Here is a 20,081-nt window from a genome sequence, read left to right on the forward strand (position 1 = left end):
TCGGTTCAGGCTTAGGTTCCGGTTTCGGCTCGGGCTTAGGTTCCGGTTTCGGCTCGGGCTTAGGTTCCGGTTTCGGTTCAGGCTTAGGTTCCGGTTTCGGCTCGGGACAAGGGTCTGGTTCAGGATCCGGTTCGGGCTCGGGGCAAGGGTCTGGTTCAGGATCCGGTTCGGGCTCGGGACAAGGATCTGGTTCAGGATCCGGTTCGGGCTCGGGACAAGGATCTGGTTCAGGATTCGGTTCGGGCTCGGGACAAGGATCTGGTTCAGGATCCGGTTCAGGTTCGGGACAAGGATCTGGTTCAGGATCCGGCTCCGGACAAGGATCTGGTTCCGGTTCGGATTGCAGGCAAAAATCAGAAGCTAGATCCGCAGATGATCCTGATTGATAGCCGGAATAAAAATCTTTCATAATTGATACTCCCAAATGTAAGTTTTAAATATATTTTTCAACAAATTTCATAGCAGGCGTAAGAATTCATTAACGCTTACAATAATTTGCGTATTTATTCTAATTTAGATGCTTATATTCTTCCAATTATCATATCAAGCGGTATTTTCTTATGATTAACGGTTTTTTAAATAATAAAATAAAAATTTTAAACCGATAGTTATTGAAAATCATTTCATTGCCGAAAATTCAATATCACATATTTTTAATAATTTATATCCAATCATTTCCACTCCCTCAAGATACAACGAAGGGCTTTTTTATCGTACTATTCACTACTAAACAAATTGAAGGTTGGAATAGGCAGACTCGAAATACCGCACCGCCCTCACAAAATTTATCAATTGTCATTTTAGGTCCGCAAAAAAAGCTACTTGAAAAAATTTCAAATAGCTTTTTTAAAAAATATATTTTTATATTCAGTTTACTATTTTAGCTTTGCGACACGTCTCCAGTGGTGGAGCAGCGGTTCGGTATAGCCGTTCGGCTGTTGTGTACCTTTAAACACCAGATCGCAGGCGGCGAGGAAGGCGGGGGAGGTGTCGAAACGGCCGACCATCGGCGTGTATGCCGCATCGCCTTCGTTTTGCTTGTCCACTACGCCGGCCATGCGTTCCAGCGTTTCGCGCACTTGCGCTTCGCTAACCACGCCGTGCAGCAGCCAGTTGGCGATGTGTTGGCTGGAAATGCGCAGGGTGGCACGGTCTTCCATTAAACCGACGTTGTGGATGTCGGGCACTTTCGAGCAGCCTACGCCTTGTTCCACCCAACGCACCACATAGCCGAGAATGCCTTGGCAGTTGTTGTCCAATTCTTGCTGGATGTCGGCGGCAGACCAGTTGCGTTCGGCGGCGAACGGAATGGTGAGGAGGTCGTCGGTGTAGTTTTTGGCGGGTTGTGCCAACAGGTTTTCTTGTACGTCAAACACGTTCACTTGGTGATAGTGCATGGCGTGCAGGGTGGCGGCGGTGGGCGACGGCACCCAAGCGGTGGTTGCGCCTGATTTGGGGTGGCCGATTTTCTGCTTGAGCATTTCCGCCATCAGATCGGGCATCGCCCACATGCCTTTGCCGATTTGGGCTTTGCCGCGCAAGCCGCATTGCAGGCCGGTTTGGACGTTGCTTAATTCGTAGGCGTTGATCCATTTGCTGGTTTTCATGTCGCCTTTGCGGATGAATGCGCCGCCGTGCATGGAGGTGTGCATTTCGTCGCCGGTGCGGTCGAGGAAGCCGGTGTTGATGAACACCGTGCGGTCTTTGGCGGCTTGGATACAGGCGGCGAGGTTGGCGGAAGTGCGGCGCTCTTCGTCCATAATGCCCATTTTCAGGGTGTTGCGAGGCAGTTTGCCCAAGTCTTCAAACGCGGCAAACAGTTCGTTGGCAAACGCAACTTCTTCGGGGCCGTGCATTTTCGGTTTCACGATATAGACGGAACCGGAACGGCTGTTTTTGTTTTCGCTGCGGTTGAGGTCAAACGGGGCGATTAAGGCGGTCATCACGCCGTCGAGAATGCCTTCGGGGATTTCGTTGCCGTCTGAATCGAGTACGGCGGGCGTGGTCATCAGATGGCCGACGTTACGGATAAACAGCAGCGAGCGGCCGGGCAGTTTGAATTGGCCGCTGCCGTCGGGTTTGGTGTATTCGCGGTCGGCATTGAGTTTGCGGGTAAAGGTTTTGCCGCCTTTTTCCACTTCTTCGGTGAGCGTGCCGTTCATCAGGCCGAGCCAGTTGGCGTACACCAATGCTTTGTCTTCGCCATCCACGGCGGCTACGGAGTCTTCGCAGTCCATAATGGTACTCAAGGCGGCTTCTAAGATGATGTCTTTCACGCCCGCCGGGTCTTGGCTGCCGATGGGGCTGTTTTTGTCGATCAAGATGTCGATGTGCAGGCCATTGTGCAGGAACAATAATGAAGTCGGGGCTTCGGCGCTGCCATTGTAGCCGACGAATAATTCGGGAGAGGCCAAACCGCTCTCGCCGCCGTCTTTCAAGGTGGCTTTCAGACGGCCTCCGGCCACCTGGTAGGCGGTAACGTCTTTATGGCTGCCGTTGGCAAGGGGAATGCTGTTGTCGAGAAATTCGCGGGCGAAGGCAATCACGGCATCGCCGCGTTTGGGGTTGTAGCCTTTGCCGGGTGCCAAGTCGCCGCTTTGGTCAACGGCATCGGTACCGTAAAGCGCGTCATACAGGCTGCCCCAGCGGGCGTTGGCGGCGTTCAGGGCGTAGCGGGCGTTGTTGATCGGCACCACCAATTGCGGGCCGGCTTGCTCGGAAAGCTCGCGGTCGACATTTTGGGTGGAGATTTTGAATTCAGACGGCACATCAACCAAATAACCCAACTCTTTCAAAAACACCTGATAAGCGGCTTCATCTTTAACCGCTCCGGGATTTTGCTTGTGCCATGCATCGATTTTGGCTTGGATGGCGTCGCGTTTTTCAAGCAGCGCACGGTTGCACGGGGCGAATTTTTGCACCAGCTCGGTGAAGCCTTGCCAGAATTCGGCGGATTTCACGTTGGGGTGTTTCGCCAGCACTTCGTTTTCGATGAATTGATAGAGATGGTTGTCCACCTGCAAACCGGCGGCTTGAGTGTAGTTGTATGCCATGATGATTCTCCTGAATTGAATGTTTTTCTGATTGTGCTTTGCGCATTGTCGACAAAGTTAACGCGAAAATACCACTAATCGCGGGAATAATCCATAGTCAGAAACCGTCTTTTTATGAAACAGGCCGTCTGAAAAAAGTTTTTCCACTCAATCGGTTTCACGTAACTACATTTTCATTTTTCAGACGGCCTCGGTCTTCATGGGCGGCAATCGCATGCCGATGTGCTTCCAATTCCCCACTATGATAAAAGTCAAAATCACAAGCCATGTCCGCGAATACTATCTGCGCGCGTAGCAACCGGCAGCCGCGCAAAAATTTAATTGCAGCGGCACCAAACTCCAACCGGATGGAATTCGTATCGAATATTAAAACAGCCTAAAACCGCTGCAATCCGCAGTAGATATATATTACGGCCACACACTCCTTCCCCTTGATAAAAAGAGGCCGTCTGAAAACTTTTCAGACGACCTCTGCTTTCCCCAAAACAATACTATTTGGCTTTCTCTTTTACCGGTACAGCTTTACCTGCGGCAGGGTTAACCGCAGAAGGCGCGCGCTGGGCAACCACATTGATAAACACCAACGGTTTGCTGCCTATATTTTTTAAAGCATGGCTCTGTCCCGGGCGGGCAATCGTAATATCCCCCGGCCCTACGCGGGTTTCTTTGTTATTTGAATCGGTAAACAGCCCTTTTCCCGACACGATAATATAAACGTCTTCATTATCTATATGCTTATGCAACCCGATGGATGCACCCTTGGGCAAAGTCAGCCAACCAGCCTCCCTAAACGCATCCTGATCGTCTGTTTGATGGCGCGTATAGGCAAATTCGCCCAACAAAGGCCCTTCGCCACCGCCTGCTTTCTCGCGGTTCCACTGCATCAGCTTGCCTTTTTTATAAACCTGCACGCTTCTATCCACCGGTGTTTTATCCGCTTGGGTAGGTGTCGGCGGCGCGGCAACGGCAAAATTAACACTCAACAACCCGGCAATCACAACAAACAGTGCTTCTTTCTTCATGGCAGTTTCCTTAAAAAAACACAACGAAAAATAAGCCCACAACCTGTCGAAACCGCATGGGCGGCTTGGTTTGCATACAAAAAACCAACTCTCGCCTCCCGATTCCGACAAACTGCGAAACCCTGATACGGCGGCAACACCCAATACGCTTTTATCGGGCGGCATTAAAAAAGGCCGTCTGAAAAACACGCTAACGATATTTTCCAAACGACCCGTTTTCTTTCAAACGATAACTTATTCTTCTTCAGACACGCTGCGAATCACTAACAGCGGCAAATGGCTTTGACGCATCACGGTTTCGGCAAAGCTGCCCATCAGCAAATGCATCAAACCGCTGCGGCCGTGTGTGCCGAGCACCAAAAGGTCCGCGCCCTGCTCGTCGGCATAATCCACCAATTCCTGAGCCATTTCGCGCGCGCCTTTATTGGCTACCAGCAAATGCTTGGCTACGTTGGCAACGCCTTTTTCTTTCGCACTTTTTTCCGCAAATTCCAACACCTCGTTACCCTGCGCGATAGCGGCGGCTTCATAACTTTCGTGTTGCAGAAATTCGGGAGCCAACGCCATATATTCGGCGGGATTGGCCACATGCACCAAAGTCAGTTGCGCATTACCCACCCGCGCCAACTCGGAAGCATGCTGCAAAGCGTTCAACGCAGTAGCACTGCCGTCAACGGCAACCACTAAATGTTTGTACATCGTCTTCTCCTTTCCCATCACCGGCTTCCGCCGGCCTGTCGTGTGAAATGTGATTCATTAATGAGCTTGCAGTATAATACCGCTGCGCTGTTTTGCCAGCGTTTTTTTGTCGAATTTTGATTTATCACAAGGCACCTTTATGTCCGACCCCGCTTCCGTTTCTTCACGCCGTTTCGGCGGCATCGCCCGTTTGTACGGTGATGAAACCCTACAACGCTTCGCCGCCGCACATGTATGCGTGGTCGGTGTCGGCGGCGTCGGCTCTTGGGCGGTGGAAGCCTTGGCACGCACCGGCATCGGCCGTCTGACCCTGATTGATTTGGACAACGTGGCCGAATCCAACGTCAACCGCCAGCTCCCCGCACTAACCTCCGAATTCGGCAAAGCCAAAGTCAGCTCGCTGCACGAACGCATCCTGCAAATCAACCCCGCCTGCCAAGTTACCGAAATCGAAGACTTCGTTACCGAAGAAAACCTCGACGAACTGTTCAGACGGCCTTTCGACTTTGTGATCGACGCCATCGACCAAGTGTGCGTCAAAGCAGCCATGGCGGCCTATTTCGTGCAGCACAAACAGCCTTTTATCCTCAGCGGCGGCGCAGGCGGCCAGAAAAACCCCGCGCTGATTCAGACGGCCGACTTAAGCCGCGTAACCCATGACCCACTGCTCGCCAACCTGCGCTACACTCTGCGCAAACGCTACGGCTTTTCCCGCGACACCAAAGCCAAAATGAACGTACCCTGCGTGTTTTCCACCGAAAACATCACCCCGCCGCAATCGGGTGAAGCCTGCGCCGCCGATGCCGCCCCGCAAGGATTGTCCTGCGCGGGCTACGGCGCAAGCATGTTGGTAACCGCCTCATTCGGCCTGTATTGCGCGCAGGCTGCGATTGAAAAAATCGGCGGTAAAAAATGACTGTGGGTACCGATATGCAAAACAGGCCGTCTGAAAACGGCACAACGCACAACCCCAATGCCGTCGCATGGATTTTCGGCCAGCCCGTTACCGACGTGCCGCAGGATTTGTTTATCCCGCCCGACGCGCTCAAGGTGGTGCTGCACAGCTTTCAAGGACCGCTGGATTTATTGCTTTACCTGATCCGCAAGCAGAATATCGACGTGCTGGATATTCCGATGATAAAAATCACCGAACAATATCTGCACTACGTCGCCCAGATGGAAGCCTATCAGTTTGATTTGGCGGCAGAATACCTGCTGATGGCAGCGGTGCTGATTGAAATCAAATCGCGGCTGCTGCTGCCGCAACCGGCAAGCGTTGAAGAAGGCGAAGAAGCCGACCCGCGTGCAGAACTGGTGCGCCGCCTGCTGGCTTACGAACAAATGAAGCTCGCCGCCGCCGGTTTGGACGCCCTGCCCCGCGCCGGACGCGATTTCGCATGGGCTTATCTGCCGTTGGAAATTGCCGTCGAAGCCAAACTGCCCGACGTACACGTTGCCGATCTCACACAGGCATGGCTGAACATCCTTTCCCGCGCCAAGCACACCCGCAGCCATGCCGTCGTGCAGGAAGCGATTTCGGTGCGCGCGCAAATGAGCAGTATCTTGCGCCGCTTAAACGAACGCGGGCAATGCCGTTTTTCCGAGCTGTTTCATCCCGAACAAGGCATCGCTTATGTGGTGGTCAACTTTATCGCTTTGCTGGAATTGGCAAAAGAAGGTTTGGTGCGCATCATCCAGCCTGAAAATTTTGCCGAGATTGAAATACACATTAAAAACGACGGCTTGGAAGCAGCCGAATCAGATAAACACTAAAGATACCGTAACCGTGCAAGTCAACTATTGATTGGATTGCTGGGAAGCGTAAGCATCCGGCGGGGCAATTCGGACAGCAAAACAGCCGTTTATACACCCTGCGGCAACAGGCCGTCTGAAACGAAAACGCCACAAAACCGCCTAAACGTGGTTTAATGGCAATTCAGCCAACAAGATAAGAACCGTTATCATGACACCGCACGCTCCCATTATCCAATCGCTGCTTGATACCGATCTCTACAAATTCACCATGTTGCAGGTTATTCTTCACCAATTTCCCCAAGCCCACGGCGTATATGAATTCCGCTGCCGCAACAACGACCAAACCGTTTATCCTCTTGCCGAAATCCGCGAGGATCTGGAACGCGAACTAGACGAACTGTGCCTTTTGAGATTAACCCAAGAAGAGTTGGATTATTTGCGCAGCCTGCGTTTCATCAAAAGCGACTTCGTTGATTACTTGGAGCTTTTCCAACTGAAACGCCGCTTCGTCAAAGTAGGTACCGACGACGAAAGCCGCCTGCACATCAAAGTGGAAGGGCCGATGATACAGGCCATGTTCTTTGAAATTTACATTCTCGCCATCGTCAACGAACTGTATTTCCGCCGTCTCGAAACACCTGAAATATTGGCCGAAGGCGAACGCCGCCTGCAAATAAAAGCAGGCCGTCTGAAAGAACTGGCCCGCTCCCAAAACCCCAATGATCCGCCCTTTCTCATTTCCGACTTCGGCACCCGCCGCCGTTATACATTGGCATGGCAGGAGCATGTCGTCCGCACCCTGCATGCCGCCGCACCCGACATCGTACGCGGCACCAGCAACGTATTTTTAGCCAAAAAACTCGGCATCACCCCCATCGGCACCATGGCACACGAATTCTTGCAGGCGTTCCAATCGCTTGATGTGCGTTTGCGCGATTTCCAAAAAGCCGCCCTCGAAGCATGGGTGCGCGAATACCGCGGCGACCTCGGTATCGCCCTCACCGATGTTGTCGGCATGGATGCTTTCCTGCGCGATTTCGACCTTTACTTCGCCAAGCTGTTCGACGGCCTGCGCCATGACAGCGGCGACCCCTACGTTTGGGGGGAAAAAGCCTACGCGCACTACAAAAAGCTCAAAATCGACAGCCGCACCAAAATGCTGACCTTTTCAGACGGCCTCGATATCGACAAATCATGGGCGCTGCACCAATATTTCAAAGACCGTTTCAAAACCAGCTTCGGCATCGGCACCAACCTCACCAACGATTTGGGCCACACCACGCTCAATATCGTGCTGAAACTGGTGGAATGCAACGGCCAATCCGTCGCCAAACTTTCCGACAGCCCCGGCAAAACCATGACCGATAACGACACTTTCCTCGCCTATCTGCGTCAGGTTTTCCAAGTGCCCGAACCCGAAGCGTAATAACCGACCCTCTGTAAAAGGCCGTCTGAAAACCTTCCCTTCCGCTCCATCCTCATCAAAGCGGGAACCAAATGGTTTCAGACGGCCTCATAACGTAAACAGAGTTTGCACAATGCAGAAATGCATCGCAGACAGCGGCCTTACAAAAGTTTCAGGCCGTCTGAAAGCCCTCAAGATTTATGGCATAATAAGCATCCGTTTTCCACGGCAGGCGGCATAATCCGCCCGCCCCATAGTGAAATCAACCGCAACAGATACCGACTGCGCACAGGAAACAACCGCCGTGCAACCCGATATTGCCGATTTGTCGTTGATTTCACTATATCTTTATCAAACACATACCATCACACCAAACCGTATTAACCATATTTCAGACGGCCTTTCCGCTAAACGCATGTCGAGGCCGTCTGAAACGAAAGTAAAAGTATAAAATCATGAACCCGACCTTTTCATCACTCGGCTTAGGCAACGAAATCGTTTCCGCCCTTACCGAGCAAGGATACGAAACACCCACACCCATCCAAGCCGCTGCCATTCCCAAAGCATTGGCCGGCCACGATCTCTTGGCCGCCGCCCAAACCGGCACCGGCAAAACCGCCGCCTTCATGCTGCCCAGCCTCGAACGGCTGAAACGCTACGCCACACCCAGCACTTCCCCAGCCATGCACCCCGTGCGCATGCTGGTACTGACCCCCACCCGCGAGCTGGCCGACCAAATCGACCAAAACGTGCGCGGCTATATCAAAAACCTGCCGCTGCGCCACACTGTGCTCTTCGGCGGTGTGAACATGGACGCGCAAACCAACGACCTGCGTGCCGGCTGCGAAATCGTCGTCGCCACCGTAGGCCGCCTGCTCGACCATGTGAAACAGAAAAACATCAACTTCGCCAAAGTCGAAATCGTCGTACTCGACGAAGCCGACCGCATGCTCGACATGGGCTTTATCGACGACATCCGCAAAATCATGCAGATGCTGCCCAAGCAGCGCCAAACCCTGCTGTTTTCCGCCACCTTCTCCCCGCCCATCCGCAAGCTGGCGCAAGACTTCATGAACAGCCCCGAGCAAGTGGAAGTGGCCGCCCAAAACGCCACCAACGCCAACGTCGAGCAACACGTTATCGCCGTCGACACCATGCGCAAACGCAACCTGCTCGAACGGCTGATTGTCGACCTGAACATGAACCAAGTGATCGTGTTCTGCAAAACCAAACAAAGCGTCGACCAAGTAACCCGCGACCTGCAACGCCGCGGGCTGGCCGCCCAAGCCATCCACGGCGACAAATCGCAGCAAACCCGCCTCGAAACCCTCAACGCTTTCAAAGAAGGTAATTTGCGCGTATTGGTTGCCACCGACGTAGCCGCCCGCGGTCTCGACATTGCCGAACTGCCGTTCGTGATCAACTACGAACTGCCCACCCAGCCCGAAGACTACGTCCACCGCATCGGCCGTACCGGCCGTGCCGGTGCCGACGGCGTAGCCATCTCGCTGATGGACGAGCAAGAACAGAAAATGTTTGAAGCCATTAAAGAGCTGACCGGCAACAACATCGAAATCGAACGCATCGAAGGCTTCGAACCGAGCTGGTGGGGAGTCGAAACCGCCGTCGGTTCCGCCACAGCCTGCCAACGCCAACCGCGCGAACGCAGTAATGCCCGCGAGAGCCGCTCCCGCGACAACCGCGAAGCCCGCAACGACAAGCAGGCCGACAGCAACGACCCCGGAGCCGCCTGCGGCAAAATCGCCGGCCGCTCGCGCCGCAGCCGCCGCGAACGCCCCAAATGTGCCCTGCTGCAACCGAACTACGGTACTTAACGGTTCGGAATGGTCCTCCATCATGCCAAGAGGCCGTCTGAAAAGACATTTCAGACGGCCTCTTGGCTAATCCAACCTTTATTCTTTAATAAACAACCGTTTGCTCGGCAGTTCATTCAATACGTCTTCGGTTGAATAGCCGCCGATACGTTGTTTTACCAAACGTGAGTTCACATAACCGTAAACCGGAATAATGGCCGTATCTTTATCAATCTGCTCTTCCGCCTGCCGATACAACTTACTGCGCTCTTCGTCGCTTACCCCTGCCTGTAAGGTTTTTGCCAAAATAGCGTCGTATTGGCTGTTTTTGTAAAACGCACGGTTGCTGCTGCTGGCGGATTGCAGGGTATTCAAGAAAGTGGAAGGTTCGTTGTAGTCGCCGCACCACGAAGCGCGGGCAAGCTGGTAGTTACCGCTGCGGCGGTTGTCGAGATAGGTTTTCCATTCTTGGTTTTCCAGATTAACCTTCACGAAACCAAGCGACTGCTGCCACATTGAAGCGGCGGCAACGGCAATTTTCTTATGCTGTTCGGATGTATTGTAGAGGAAAGTAAATTTCAACGGCTTGCTCTCGCTATATCCTGCTTCGGCCAACAGTTTTTTGGCTTCCTCCACGCGGGCGGCATAGTCCAGTTTCGTCCATTCCGGCGTATAAGGCGTAAAGCCCGCCGTGCCGACACGGGTCAAGTTATAAGCGGCTTCTTCACCACGCCCCAATACTTTGGCGGCAATGGTATCGCGGTCGAGTGCGAGAGATAAGGCTTTGCGCACGCGCCCGTCGGTAAACGGCGCTTTTTGGTTGTTGATCTCAAAATAATATGTGCAGAGATACGGGCTGAGTTTCAGCTCGTTAGGATATTTTTCTTTGAGTTTTCCATACATTTCCGGCGGCAATGCATCGGAAATATCTACCTCGCCCGCTTCGTAACGCGCTACGTCATCGGTTTGGGATCCGATGGGCAAAAATACCACCTTGTCGATTTTCACATTATCGGCATCACGGTATTGCGTGTTTTTCGCCAGTTCGATGCGCTCGTTAACCACCCATTTTTTCATTACATAGGCACCGTTACCGACAAAATTTTCAGGCTGAGTCCACTTCACGCCGTATTTTTCCACCGTCGCGCGGTGCACGGGCTTGGTGGAGGCGTGATAAAGCATTTGCGGGAAATACGGCACGGCGGCGGTAAGGGTGATTTGCAATGTATGCGCATCGAGCGCCTTCACACCCAAGGTGTCGGGAGCTTTGCTGCCTTTGAGAATGTCGTTGATATTGGCAATCTGGGCCGCCTGAAGATAGGAAGCGTATTGCGATGCGGTTTTCGGGTCAACCAACCGCCGCCAGCTATATACGAAATCTTCGGCGGTAACCGGATCGCCGTTGCTCCACTTGGCATCGGGGCGCAATTTGAATGTCCATGTCCGGTTGTCGGCACTTTCCCAAGATTCGGCGGCGGCCGGCACGACGGCTCCCTTTTCATCGGTTTCGACCAAGCCTTCGAACAGATCGCGCACGACATTGATTTCGGGCACGCCGGTAATTTGGTGCGGATCAAGCGACTGCGGCTCGGTTACATTGTTGCGCGTTACCGTATTGCCGGAGGATTTCCCGACAGGTGTTTGCTGCGTGCTTTCTTGTTGGTTGCAGGCGGCAAGCAGAACGGCCGCAAACGCCAAAGCTGAAATACGATACGGTACGGACAACATGTTTTTCTCCAGAACGATATAAAGCGCAAAATATAGCGGAATTTATTTTGCCGCAAAACAGAAATACGACAAAAGGCCGTCTGAAAGTACTTTCAGACGGCCTCCTAGCAATTTATACGGCAACCGGCGCTTTAATATGCGGATGGGGGTCGTAATCGGTAAGCTCGAAATCCTCAAATTTGAAGTCAAACAAATCTTTCACTTCGGGATTCAACTTCATGGTTGGCAAGGCCCGCGGTTCGCGGCTCAATTGCAGCTTAGCCTGCTCGAAATGATTGCTGTACAAATGGGCATCGCCGAACGTATGGATAAACTCGCCCGCTTCCAAACCGCACACTTGCGCCACCATCATGGTTAACAGCGCATAGCTGGCAATATTGAACGGCACGCCCAAGAAAATATCGGCACTGCGCTGGTAAAGCTGGCATGAAAGTTTGCCGTTCGCCACATAAAACTGAAACAGCGCATGGCAAGGCGGCAGTGCCATTTCATCCACCAGCGCGGGGTTCCATGCCGACACGATCAGGCGGCGGCTGTCGGGATTGTTTTTGATTTGCTGCACCAACTGGGCGATTTGGTCGATGTGCCTGCCGTCCGGAGCCGGCCACGAACGCCATTGGTAGCCGTAAACCGGCCCCAAATCGCCGTTTTCGTCCGCCCATTCGTCCCAAATCGAAACATTATTATCTTTCAGATATTTGATATTGGTATCGCCTTTTAAAAACCACAACAGCTCATGAATAATCGAACGCAGATGCAGTTTTTTGGTGGTCAGTAGCGGAAAGCCCTTGCCCAGATCAAAACGCATCTGGTAACCAAACACGGAACGCGTGCCGGTGCCGGTGCGGTCGGACTTGTCGATACCGTTTTCAAGCACATAGCGCATTAAATCTTGATAGGCTTTCATAGGGTTCCTTTAGTATGTGTCGGATTGTTTTTCAGGCCGTCTGAAAAATGGTGCATTGTAACATTCCATCCCTTATTTGTATTTGCCCTTATCTTCGAAGCAAAAGGCAAATTTGCTTCAAATCAATTCTCAAGCCGGATATAAAAATTTTTCATTTTTACAATATCCGATATTGAAATATAAATTTAAAAAAATCAAATTAATTAACAATTATATTCAAATTAAATTTAAAAATTATTCTAAAATTCCACTTCTACAAAAATGTAAAAAAATAATGTCAACAATTTTACTCATTTTCTTCTTGGCAACTATTTAAAACGGGTTTATATTATTTTTTACCGTAATTCAATTTTTCTACATTCACCTCTAGTAATCTCTTGGAGAAATTTCATGTCTGTTAATCTCAACAATCTCTTTGAACAAATAAAACAACGCGACCCCAACCAAGCCGTATTCCACCAAGCCGTAGAAGAAGTTTTTATGAGCCTCGGCCCTTTCTTGGCCAAAAATCCCCGCTACACCGAGCAAAGTTTGTTGGAACGTATCGTCGAGCCGGAACGCGTGATTATGTTCCGTGTACCGTGGGTAGATGATGCAGGCAACGTGCGGGTTAACCGTGGCTACCGCGTGCAAATGAACTCCGCTATCGGCCCTTACAAAGGCGGCCTGCGCTTCCACCCCAGCGTTGATTTGGGGGTATTGAAATTCTTAGCTTTCGAGCAAGTATTTAAAAACGCTTTGACCACACTGCCCATGGGCGGCGGCAAAGGCGGCTCCGATTTCGACCCCAAAGGCAAAAGCGATCAAGAAGTTATGCGTTTCTGCCAATCTTTCATGAGCGAACTTTTCCGCCATATCGGTGCAAATACCGACGTTCCCGCCGGCGACATCGGCGTGGGCGGCCGTGAAATCGGCTATCTCTACGGCCAATACAAACGCCTGAGCAACGAGTTTTCTTCCGTGCTCACCGGTAAAGGTTTGAACTACGGCGGCAGTTTGATCCGCCCCGAAGCCACCGGTTACGGCACCGTTTACTTTGCCGATTCCATGCTGAAAACCCGCGGCGACTCTTTGGCCGGCAAACGCGCTGTGGTATCCGGTTCCGGCAACGTGGCGCAATATGCTTGTGAAAAATTGCTGCATAACGGTGCAAAAGTATTGAGCGTATCCGATTCTTCCGGCTGCGTGCATTTCCCCGACGGCATGACCGAAGCCCAACTCGAAGCCTTGAAAGAATTGAAAGAAGTACGCCGCGAACGTTTGTCTGTTTACGCCAAAGAGCAAAACCTGCCTTACTTCGCCGGTGAAAAACCGTGGGGCATTCCGTGCGACCTCGCCCTGCCCTGCGCCACCCAAAACGAACTGGACGAAAAAGACGCGCAAACTTTGCTGTCCAACGGCTGCTTCTGCGTATCCGAAGGTGCCAACATGCCGAGCACCATCGGCGCGGTGAACGCTTTCCTGAAAGCGAAAATCCTCTATGCTCCGGGCAAAGCCAGCAACGCCGGCGGCGTGGCCACTTCGGGCTTGGAGATGAGTCAGAACGCGTTGCGGCTGTCGTGGCCGTCTGAAAAAGTAAACACCCGTCTGCGCGACATCATGGAAAGCATCCATGAATCCTGCCTGCTTTACGGCAAGGAAGACGGTGTGGTGAACTATGTGAACGGTGCCAACATCGCGGGCTTTGTGAAAGTGGCCGATGCCATGCTGGCTCAAGGTGTGGTGTAATCTGCTTTCAAACAGGCAATATCAAAGGCCGTCTGAAACGTTTCAGACGGCCTTTCTTCATATGGCTCACGCGGGCGGCTTTATTGAATCACTCCGAGGGCAATGCAAATTTTTTCAGATTGGCCGACACATACCTTGCCGCTGCTGCCAAATCCTCATCCGCCACTTCATAATAATCACCGTCAAGCTCTTCGAATTCCGCAAACTTGGCGCGGATTTCTTCTAACGGTGTTTCCTCCGCGGCAAGCGATTCGATTGCTTCGCCGTGCTCGGCATACAATACTTTGGCCTTGTCGATGATTTTCGGTGTCGGCTTGATCTGCCAGCGACGCAAGCTGTCGGCCAACGGGTTCATGAAAATATATTCGCCGTAACCTGCTGCAATCAACTGTACAAAACCGCCTTCCTGCACTTGGCTGTCGAGATAACAATAAGCCAACAGCGTATGTTGCTCGTCGTTTAACAAAGCCATTTCACTGTCGTTATTGGCTTCGCAATACTCAAGATAAGAGGCGGTCAATGTATACAGCCGGATTCTGCGGATCGAATGCGGAAAGGTCGATAATCGGGGCGGACATGATGTTTTGCTTTAACAGGGTTTCAAATGATTTTCAGACGGCCTCTTAATTTAAGAGGCCGTCTGAAAACTATACTTCGATTCGGTTGGGCGTAAACGTTTCCCACTTGTTGCAAGCGGGGCAATGCCAGAAAAACACTTGGGATTTGAAATGGCAGTTGCGGCAACGGTACATCACCGCTTTTTGCAACTGGCGGCCGATTACCGAACGCATCATATCGGCATCCGCTTTCCAAGCCGGATTCAACTCGCTCAACTGCAAACCGAGCAAACGGTAAACACCGCTCAAATCGGGCTTTTGGCGTACCAGTTCCACCGCGGTTTGGGCGGCTTCGCCCTCTCCGTTCAGTAACAGCGATTTTTCATAAATCACATTAATCAAATCAAGCTGCGGAAAGGTTTTCATATAGCCGGTCAGCACGTTCAAACCTTCCTGCGCTTTGCCGAGCGCATCGTAAGCGTCGTACAGCCGCTCGCCCACCATGCTCAGATAAGCATGGTTTTGTTTTTCAATCGCGGTATAAGCCTCAATCGCGGCACCGAAATTACCCTGCTTCTGCTCGATATCGCCCAAAATCATATTGGCGCGGGTGCATTTCTTATTGGCATCCAACGCCTTCTGCACGTAAGAGCGGGCGGTTTCAAAATTGGATTGGAACAATGCCGCTTGCGCAAGCTCGCAATAAAATTGGGCGATTTCAAACTGGTACGTCTGCTCGTCATGGCTTAACAATTGTGCCATTTCTATGGCTTTTTCCCAGTCGCGGTCTTGCTGGTAAATGCTCAACAGCACCTGCCGCGCTTCTTTTGCCATGTTGCCGTTTTGCAGGCCGAGAAAAATCTGTTCCGCACGGTCGACCAACCCTGCGCTTTGATAGTTCTGCCCCAACTCGAACAATACGCGCTCACGCTTTTCGCCCACGGTATCGGGAGAATCCAACAACGCCCGATGCATGTTGATGGCTTTATCGTTCTCTCCGCGCTGGCGGTAAAGTTTGCCCAAAGTCAGATTCAAGTCGTAAGACTGCGGCTGCTGATCGATCACTTCGGCTAATTCGCGCGCCGCTTTACCGCTGTTGCGGTCTACCAAAGCATCAAGGCTTTTATAGAAACCGCCGGGCACGGTTTTGGCCTGTTTCAACACCGCTTTCATATCCACCCGTGCAGCAAACCAACCCATTGCAAAAAAAACGGGCAGTAAAATAATCGGCAGCAGCAAAATCCAGATTTCGGTATCCATGCCGGTTTATTCCTTATTATTGGCGGAAACCGCAGCGGCGGGCACCTGAGGTACAGCCAAATCGCGCTCGCTAATGCGGGCGGATTTTTTCAATTCGGCACGCAAACGGTTATTCTCGCTGCGCAAAGCCAGCAAACGGCCGAACAAGGCAAACAAACCGAAAACCGCACCGATAACGAATGCGCCGAACAACACCACAATCAAAGGCAAATCGGCGCTTTGGGCGGGCAGATAGAAAAACTGCACGGTTTGGGTATTACTGATTGCCAACACCAAAAACACCAGCAAAACAATCAGTTTGATAATAAGGTAAACAATTTTCATCGGGTTCTCCGTATATGGCGCAAATTCAGGCCGTCTGAAAGCAAATTTTATTTGGCCAACAGTTTAAACGATTTGCCCCGTTTAGGATACGTCCAAGCCTTTCAGACGGCCTCTCAAGGCTTGCCAGCGACACCCGAAAAACGGTTATAATGCAAAAGATTATTCCGCTTTTCTGCCCGAAAAAACTGCCGTAGCCGCAGTTGCAGGCCGCCCACAATGCGGCCGTTTCCCGCAGCACAGCTCCCCCTCCAACATTACACATAAGAAGAAAGCAAATCATGGCCTTAACAATGGACAACCGCGACGGCAAAATCTGGGTAAACGGCAAGCTGACCGAATGGCGCGATGCCACCACCCACGTTCTCACCCACACCTTGCACTACGGCATGGGCGTATTCGAAGGCGTACGTGCTTACGAAACTTCCAAAGGCCCCGCCATTTTCCGCCTGCAAGAACATACCAAACGCCTCTTCAACTCCGCCAAAATCCTCGGCATGAAGCTGCCGTTCAGCCAAGAAGAAATCAATCAGGCGCATATCGACGTGGTGAAGGTCAACGATCTGCATTCGTGCTATTTCCGCCCGATGGCCTACTACGGTTCGGCCAAGCTCGGCGTGGCACCGAAAGACGACGATGTACAGGTTATCCTCGCCGCATGGGCGTGGGGAGCATATCTAGGTGAAGAAGGCATGAGACGCGGCATTCGTGTGCGGGTAAGTTCGTTCACCCGCCACCATCCCAATATCCATATGATTAAAGCCAAAGCCAACGGCAATTATCTGAATTCCATTCTTGCCAACACCGAAGCAACCCGCGACGGCTACGACGAAGCCATCCTGCTGGACGCACAAGGTTATGTGGCCGAAGGTTCGGGCGAAAACATTTTCTTGATCAACGAGGGCAAGATCTACACTCCCGCCCTCGATGTGGCGCTGGACGGCATTACCCGCAGAAGTGTGATTGCCATTGCGGAAGAAATGGGATTGCAGGTTATCGAAAAACGCATCACCCGAGACGAACTCTACGCCGCAGACGAAGTATTCTTTACCGGCACCGCCGCCGAAGTTACCCCTATCCGCGAAATCGACAACCGCGAAATCGGCATCGGCGAACGCGGCCCGATTACCACCGAAATCCAGCAACGCTATTTCGACATCGTACAAGGCAAAAATCCAAAATACGACCACTGGCTGACTTACGTACACCCATAACCGAAGCCTTGATACACCGCAGGCCGTCTGAAAAAATTCCACCCAAACTTAAAAGTTTCAGACGGCCTGCTTACAAAAAAAGGACAAAACCATGAGCGACCAAAACAACCCCATCGTTATTACCCCGCACGATTTGCCGCTGCATTGTTCCGGCCCTCAAAACGAAACTTGGAACGGGCATCCCCGCGTGTTTTTACCGATTCAGTCCAACGGCACCATCGAATGCCCGTATTGCGGCGCAGTATATAAACTGGAAGGCGAAGCCAAATCCCACTAAGTTAACATTGCCGTTATGAAAATAAGTTTATCCGCCGCAACCGGCCGCATATCGTGCATCAGCCGGATTGATGCAAAATAAAAACGAACTTTCATAACCAGCCCATCAAACGGCCAAGGGCCGAGCCTCCGCCGTTTTGCTTTTCCAAATCAACACAGAGCAAACATATGAAAAAACATGCCGTTATTTTACTGACCGCCTTTCTTTGTACCGCCTGCGGTTCACAAAAAGCCGTCCGCCCCGATGCCCCCACGCCGGAAGTTGCCGAATCGCAAACTTACAATATCAACTATAAAGCCGCCAACGGCAGACGTATTACCGCCGTTTATCACAACAACCACAGCCCGCTTACCGTCGAACTGCGCCAAGGCAATACGGTGGAAACACTCAAACAAATCCAGTCGTGGGCCAAAGGAGCGGAATACGGCAATGCCACTACCCGCTGGCACGTGCAGTCGGACCGCGCCATCTTAACCCGTAAGGGCAAAAAAACCGTTTATAGAGAAACCGATTAATCCGCCACTTCCCGACTCTCCGCCAAAGAAAGTGTGTTGTTTTATGATGCGAGGCATAAAGCTGCAAGGTGGTACAGTTTAAACGCGGCATGCTGTTAAGGTCTGCCACTATAAAAATAAAAAAGACGCATATTGCGTCTTTTTTATTTCACTTACACAAGAGGCCGTCTGAAAAAGCCTTACTTACATCTCCGTCCAGTCCACCCAACCCATTATCCAAGTCAGCAAAATCAACCCGCCGAATACAATGCGGTAGTAAGCAAACGGCACATAGTTTTTAGAAGCGACAAACTTCAATAACGCTTTCACCGCCAACAAGCCGGCTACAAATGCAGAAACGAAACCGACAACAATCAAACCGATATCCTGCATCGTGAAAAGTTTATAGTGCTTCAACACATCGTAAGTGGTTGCGGCAATCATTACCGGCACCGCCAAAAAGAACGAGAATTCCGTTGCGACCTTGCGCTCAAGTCCCCACAACATTCCCCCCATAATCGTACTGCCCGAGCGGGAAGTGCCCGGCACCAATGCGCAAATCTGAGCCAAGCCGACAACCAAAGCATCGCGCATTCTCATATCGTCTACATTCGTTACTTTAGGTGTGGTTTTCGATTGGCGGCGTTCGACCCACAAAATGATAAAACCACCCAGCACCAAAGCGGCGGCAACCGTAATCGGGTTAAACAGAAACACTTTAATCTGCTTACTGAAAATCAACCCGACAACCGCTGCGGGGATAAATGCCACGGCAAGGTTTACCACGAAACGGTTAACGGCTTTGTCTTTCCCCAGATGGGTAATAACATGGGTAAACCGCTGGCGGTATTCAAAAATAACCGCCAACACCGCTCCCAACTGAATGGCAATTTCAAACACTTTCCCGTTGCTTTTAAAATTCAACAAATCCCCCACCACAATCAGGTGACCGGTACTTGAAATCGGTAAAAACTCGGTTAATCCTTCGATAATGCCCAAAATCAGAGCTTTGAACAGCAAAATAATATCCATAAGTTTTCAGACGGCCTTGAGACAATGATTAAGGCAGCCTTACGGCTGCCCGATTAGCCGAACAACTCAATATTGCGGCCCTATCAAAATGGTTATTTGTTGGCAGCTTTGGCAAGCAATGCACCTTTGCTTTTTAAGGCAGGCGCAACTGCAACCGGCTTGGCGGACGGCTTTTTCATACCGCGCTCGGTACGGACTTTCGCCACCAATTCATCAATCGTTTTCATGCCTGCCTGCCAGTCTCCGGTAAATTTCACTTGGTATTTACCGCCGACGATAACCGCCGGAGTACCGCTGATTTGATAAGTATTGGTCAAATCTTCCATTCTTTTCGCTTGGGCCTGATTGCCGAAAGAATCATAGGCGGCAATCAGTTTTTTGCCGTCGAAACCCTTTTGTGCCGCCGCCCATTGCTTGAAGGTAGCGGAATCGGCCAAGTTAATCTTCTCTTCATAAACCGCACGGAATACAGCTTGGTTGGCCTGATACTTCAAACCTGAACTGTTGACGGCAGCCGCCACGCGTGCAAAGCCCAGCATTTCAGGTTGCCACACAACATGTTCGGTACGCAGGTAAGTGTCGGAAGGGAAGGTTTTCGCATGTTTCAGCAATACGGGATCCAAGTGGTAACAATGCACGCAGAAATAACCGAAAAACTCCAATACTTCGATTTTATCTGCCTGATTCTGGGGAATCGGCTTTGCCAGTACAGTGTAATCTTTACCTTCGGTCGCTGCATGAACATTAGCGGTCAATGCCAATGCGGCAACGGTAGTCAGCAATACGGTTTTCAATTTCATGTGTCTTCCTTAAGT

19 protein-coding genes and 1 pseudogene are annotated in these 20,081 nt (G+C 51.4%); 10 read left to right on the forward strand and 10 right to left on the reverse strand.

Features of this window, described 5'->3' with window-relative positions; genetic code table 11:
- Positions 1-364 (forward strand): annotated as a pseudogene (locus tag Q0X97_RS09405) (hypothetical protein); the annotation flags it as partial.
- A gap of 511 nt (positions 365-875) precedes the next feature.
- Here the strand turns inward: Q0X97_RS09405 and Q0X97_RS09410 are convergent.
- From Q0X97_RS09410 to Q0X97_RS09420, 3 genes are all read right to left on the reverse strand, one after another.
- On the reverse strand, positions 876-3,053 hold the full coding sequence (locus tag Q0X97_RS09410) for a malate synthase G (protein WP_302066645.1): 2,178 nt from the start codon (positions 3,051-3,053) through the stop codon (positions 876-878).
- Between the two features lie 491 nt (positions 3,054-3,544).
- The gene (locus Q0X97_RS09415; protein ID WP_302066644.1) at positions 3,545-4,075 is read right to left on the reverse strand and encodes a cupin domain-containing protein; all 531 of its coding nucleotides are present in this window, start codon (positions 4,073-4,075) and stop codon (positions 3,545-3,547) included.
- 234 nt (positions 4,076-4,309) lie between these two features.
- A complete protein-coding gene (locus Q0X97_RS09420) occupies positions 4,310-4,774 on the reverse strand; it encodes a universal stress protein (RefSeq protein WP_302066643.1) in 465 nt (154 codons plus the stop codon).
- 139 nt (positions 4,775-4,913) lie between these two features.
- Here Q0X97_RS09420 and Q0X97_RS09425 point away from each other — a divergent pair, with 139 nt between their 5' ends.
- From Q0X97_RS09425 to Q0X97_RS09445, 5 genes are all read left to right on the forward strand, one after another.
- Positions 4,914-5,690 (forward strand): tRNA threonylcarbamoyladenosine dehydratase, encoded by a 777-nt coding sequence (locus tag Q0X97_RS09425; RefSeq protein WP_302066642.1) that lies wholly within the window; start codon positions 4,914-4,916, stop codon positions 5,688-5,690.
- 14 nt (positions 5,691-5,704) lie between these two features.
- Positions 5,705-6,547: a ScpA family protein gene (locus tag Q0X97_RS09430; protein ID WP_302066711.1), complete on the forward strand. Its 843-nt coding sequence runs from the start codon at positions 5,705-5,707 to the stop codon at positions 6,545-6,547.
- A gap of 190 nt (positions 6,548-6,737) precedes the next feature.
- Positions 6,738-7,955 carry a nicotinate phosphoribosyltransferase gene (pncB, locus tag Q0X97_RS09435; RefSeq protein WP_302066641.1) on the forward strand — a complete coding sequence of 406 codons (1,218 nt, stop codon included), beginning with the start codon at positions 6,738-6,740 and terminating at the stop codon, positions 7,953-7,955.
- Between the two features lie 235 nt (positions 7,956-8,190).
- A complete protein-coding gene (locus Q0X97_RS09440) occupies positions 8,191-8,385 on the forward strand; it encodes a hypothetical protein (RefSeq protein WP_302066640.1) in 195 nt (64 codons plus the stop codon).
- A 4-nt stretch (positions 8,386-8,389) separates the two neighbouring features.
- Complete coding sequence (locus tag Q0X97_RS09445; RefSeq protein ID WP_302066639.1) at positions 8,390-9,769, forward strand: DEAD/DEAH box helicase; 1,380 nt, start codon at positions 8,390-8,392, stop codon at positions 9,767-9,769.
- A gap of 78 nt (positions 9,770-9,847) precedes the next feature.
- Here the strand turns inward: Q0X97_RS09445 and Q0X97_RS09450 are convergent, their stop codons facing one another.
- Complete coding sequence (locus Q0X97_RS09450) at positions 9,848-11,476, reverse strand: ABC transporter substrate-binding protein (protein WP_302066638.1); 1,629 nt, start codon at positions 11,474-11,476, stop codon at positions 9,848-9,850.
- A gap of 112 nt (positions 11,477-11,588) precedes the next feature.
- On the reverse strand, positions 11,589-12,383 hold the full coding sequence (locus Q0X97_RS09455) for a thymidylate synthase (protein WP_302066637.1): 795 nt from the start codon (positions 12,381-12,383) through the stop codon (positions 11,589-11,591).
- A gap of 390 nt (positions 12,384-12,773) precedes the next feature.
- Here Q0X97_RS09455 and gdhA point away from each other — a divergent pair, with 390 nt between their 5' ends.
- On the forward strand, positions 12,774-14,111 hold the full coding sequence (gene gdhA / locus Q0X97_RS09460; RefSeq protein ID WP_302067716.1) for an NADP-specific glutamate dehydrogenase: 1,338 nt from the start codon (positions 12,774-12,776) through the stop codon (positions 14,109-14,111).
- Between the two features lie 88 nt (positions 14,112-14,199).
- On the opposite strand, the gene Q0X97_RS09465 is transcribed toward gdhA, so the two are convergent.
- The 3 genes from Q0X97_RS09465 to Q0X97_RS09475 all read right to left on the reverse strand — a co-directional run bounded on the left by Q0X97_RS09465 (position 14,200) and on the right by Q0X97_RS09475 (position 16,252).
- Positions 14,200-14,583 carry a DMP19 family protein gene (locus tag Q0X97_RS09465; protein WP_367881751.1) on the reverse strand — a complete coding sequence of 128 codons (384 nt, stop codon included), beginning with the start codon at positions 14,581-14,583 and terminating at the stop codon, positions 14,200-14,202.
- A 175-nt stretch (positions 14,584-14,758) separates the two neighbouring features.
- The gene (gene lapB / locus Q0X97_RS09470; protein WP_302066635.1) at positions 14,759-15,928 is read right to left on the reverse strand and encodes a lipopolysaccharide assembly protein LapB; all 1,170 of its coding nucleotides are present in this window, start codon (positions 15,926-15,928) and stop codon (positions 14,759-14,761) included.
- Between the two features lie 6 nt (positions 15,929-15,934).
- On the reverse strand, positions 15,935-16,252 hold the full coding sequence (locus Q0X97_RS09475) for a lipopolysaccharide assembly LapA domain-containing protein (protein WP_302066634.1): 318 nt from the start codon (positions 16,250-16,252) through the stop codon (positions 15,935-15,937).
- Between the two features lie 278 nt (positions 16,253-16,530).
- Here Q0X97_RS09475 and Q0X97_RS09480 point away from each other — a divergent pair, with 278 nt between their 5' ends.
- The 3 genes from Q0X97_RS09480 to Q0X97_RS09490 all read left to right on the forward strand — a co-directional run bounded on the left by Q0X97_RS09480 (position 16,531) and on the right by Q0X97_RS09490 (position 18,255).
- The gene (locus tag Q0X97_RS09480) at positions 16,531-17,463 is read left to right on the forward strand and encodes a branched-chain amino acid transaminase (protein ID WP_302066633.1); all 933 of its coding nucleotides are present in this window, start codon (positions 16,531-16,533) and stop codon (positions 17,461-17,463) included.
- Positions 17,464-17,554: 91 nt separating this feature from the next.
- Positions 17,555-17,740 (forward strand): zinc-finger domain-containing protein, encoded by a 186-nt coding sequence (locus Q0X97_RS09485; protein ID WP_302066632.1) that lies wholly within the window; start codon positions 17,555-17,557, stop codon positions 17,738-17,740.
- 167 nt (positions 17,741-17,907) lie between these two features.
- Positions 17,908-18,255: an MliC family protein gene (locus Q0X97_RS09490; RefSeq protein WP_302066631.1), complete on the forward strand. Its 348-nt coding sequence runs from the start codon at positions 17,908-17,910 to the stop codon at positions 18,253-18,255.
- 183 nt (positions 18,256-18,438) lie between these two features.
- Here the strand turns inward: Q0X97_RS09490 and Q0X97_RS09495 are convergent, their stop codons facing one another.
- On the reverse strand, positions 18,439-19,266 hold the full coding sequence (locus tag Q0X97_RS09495) for an undecaprenyl-diphosphate phosphatase (protein WP_302066630.1): 828 nt from the start codon (positions 19,264-19,266) through the stop codon (positions 18,439-18,441).
- Positions 19,267-19,358: 92 nt separating this feature from the next.
- Positions 19,359-20,066: a thiol:disulfide interchange protein DsbA/DsbL gene (locus Q0X97_RS09500; protein ID WP_302066629.1), complete on the reverse strand. Its 708-nt coding sequence runs from the start codon at positions 20,064-20,066 to the stop codon at positions 19,359-19,361.
- Between the last annotated feature and the right edge of the window lie 15 nt (positions 20,067-20,081).

Source organism: Neisseria sp. MVDL19-042950, from assembly GCF_030504625.1.
GTDB lineage: Bacteria > Pseudomonadota > Gammaproteobacteria > Burkholderiales > Neisseriaceae > Neisseria.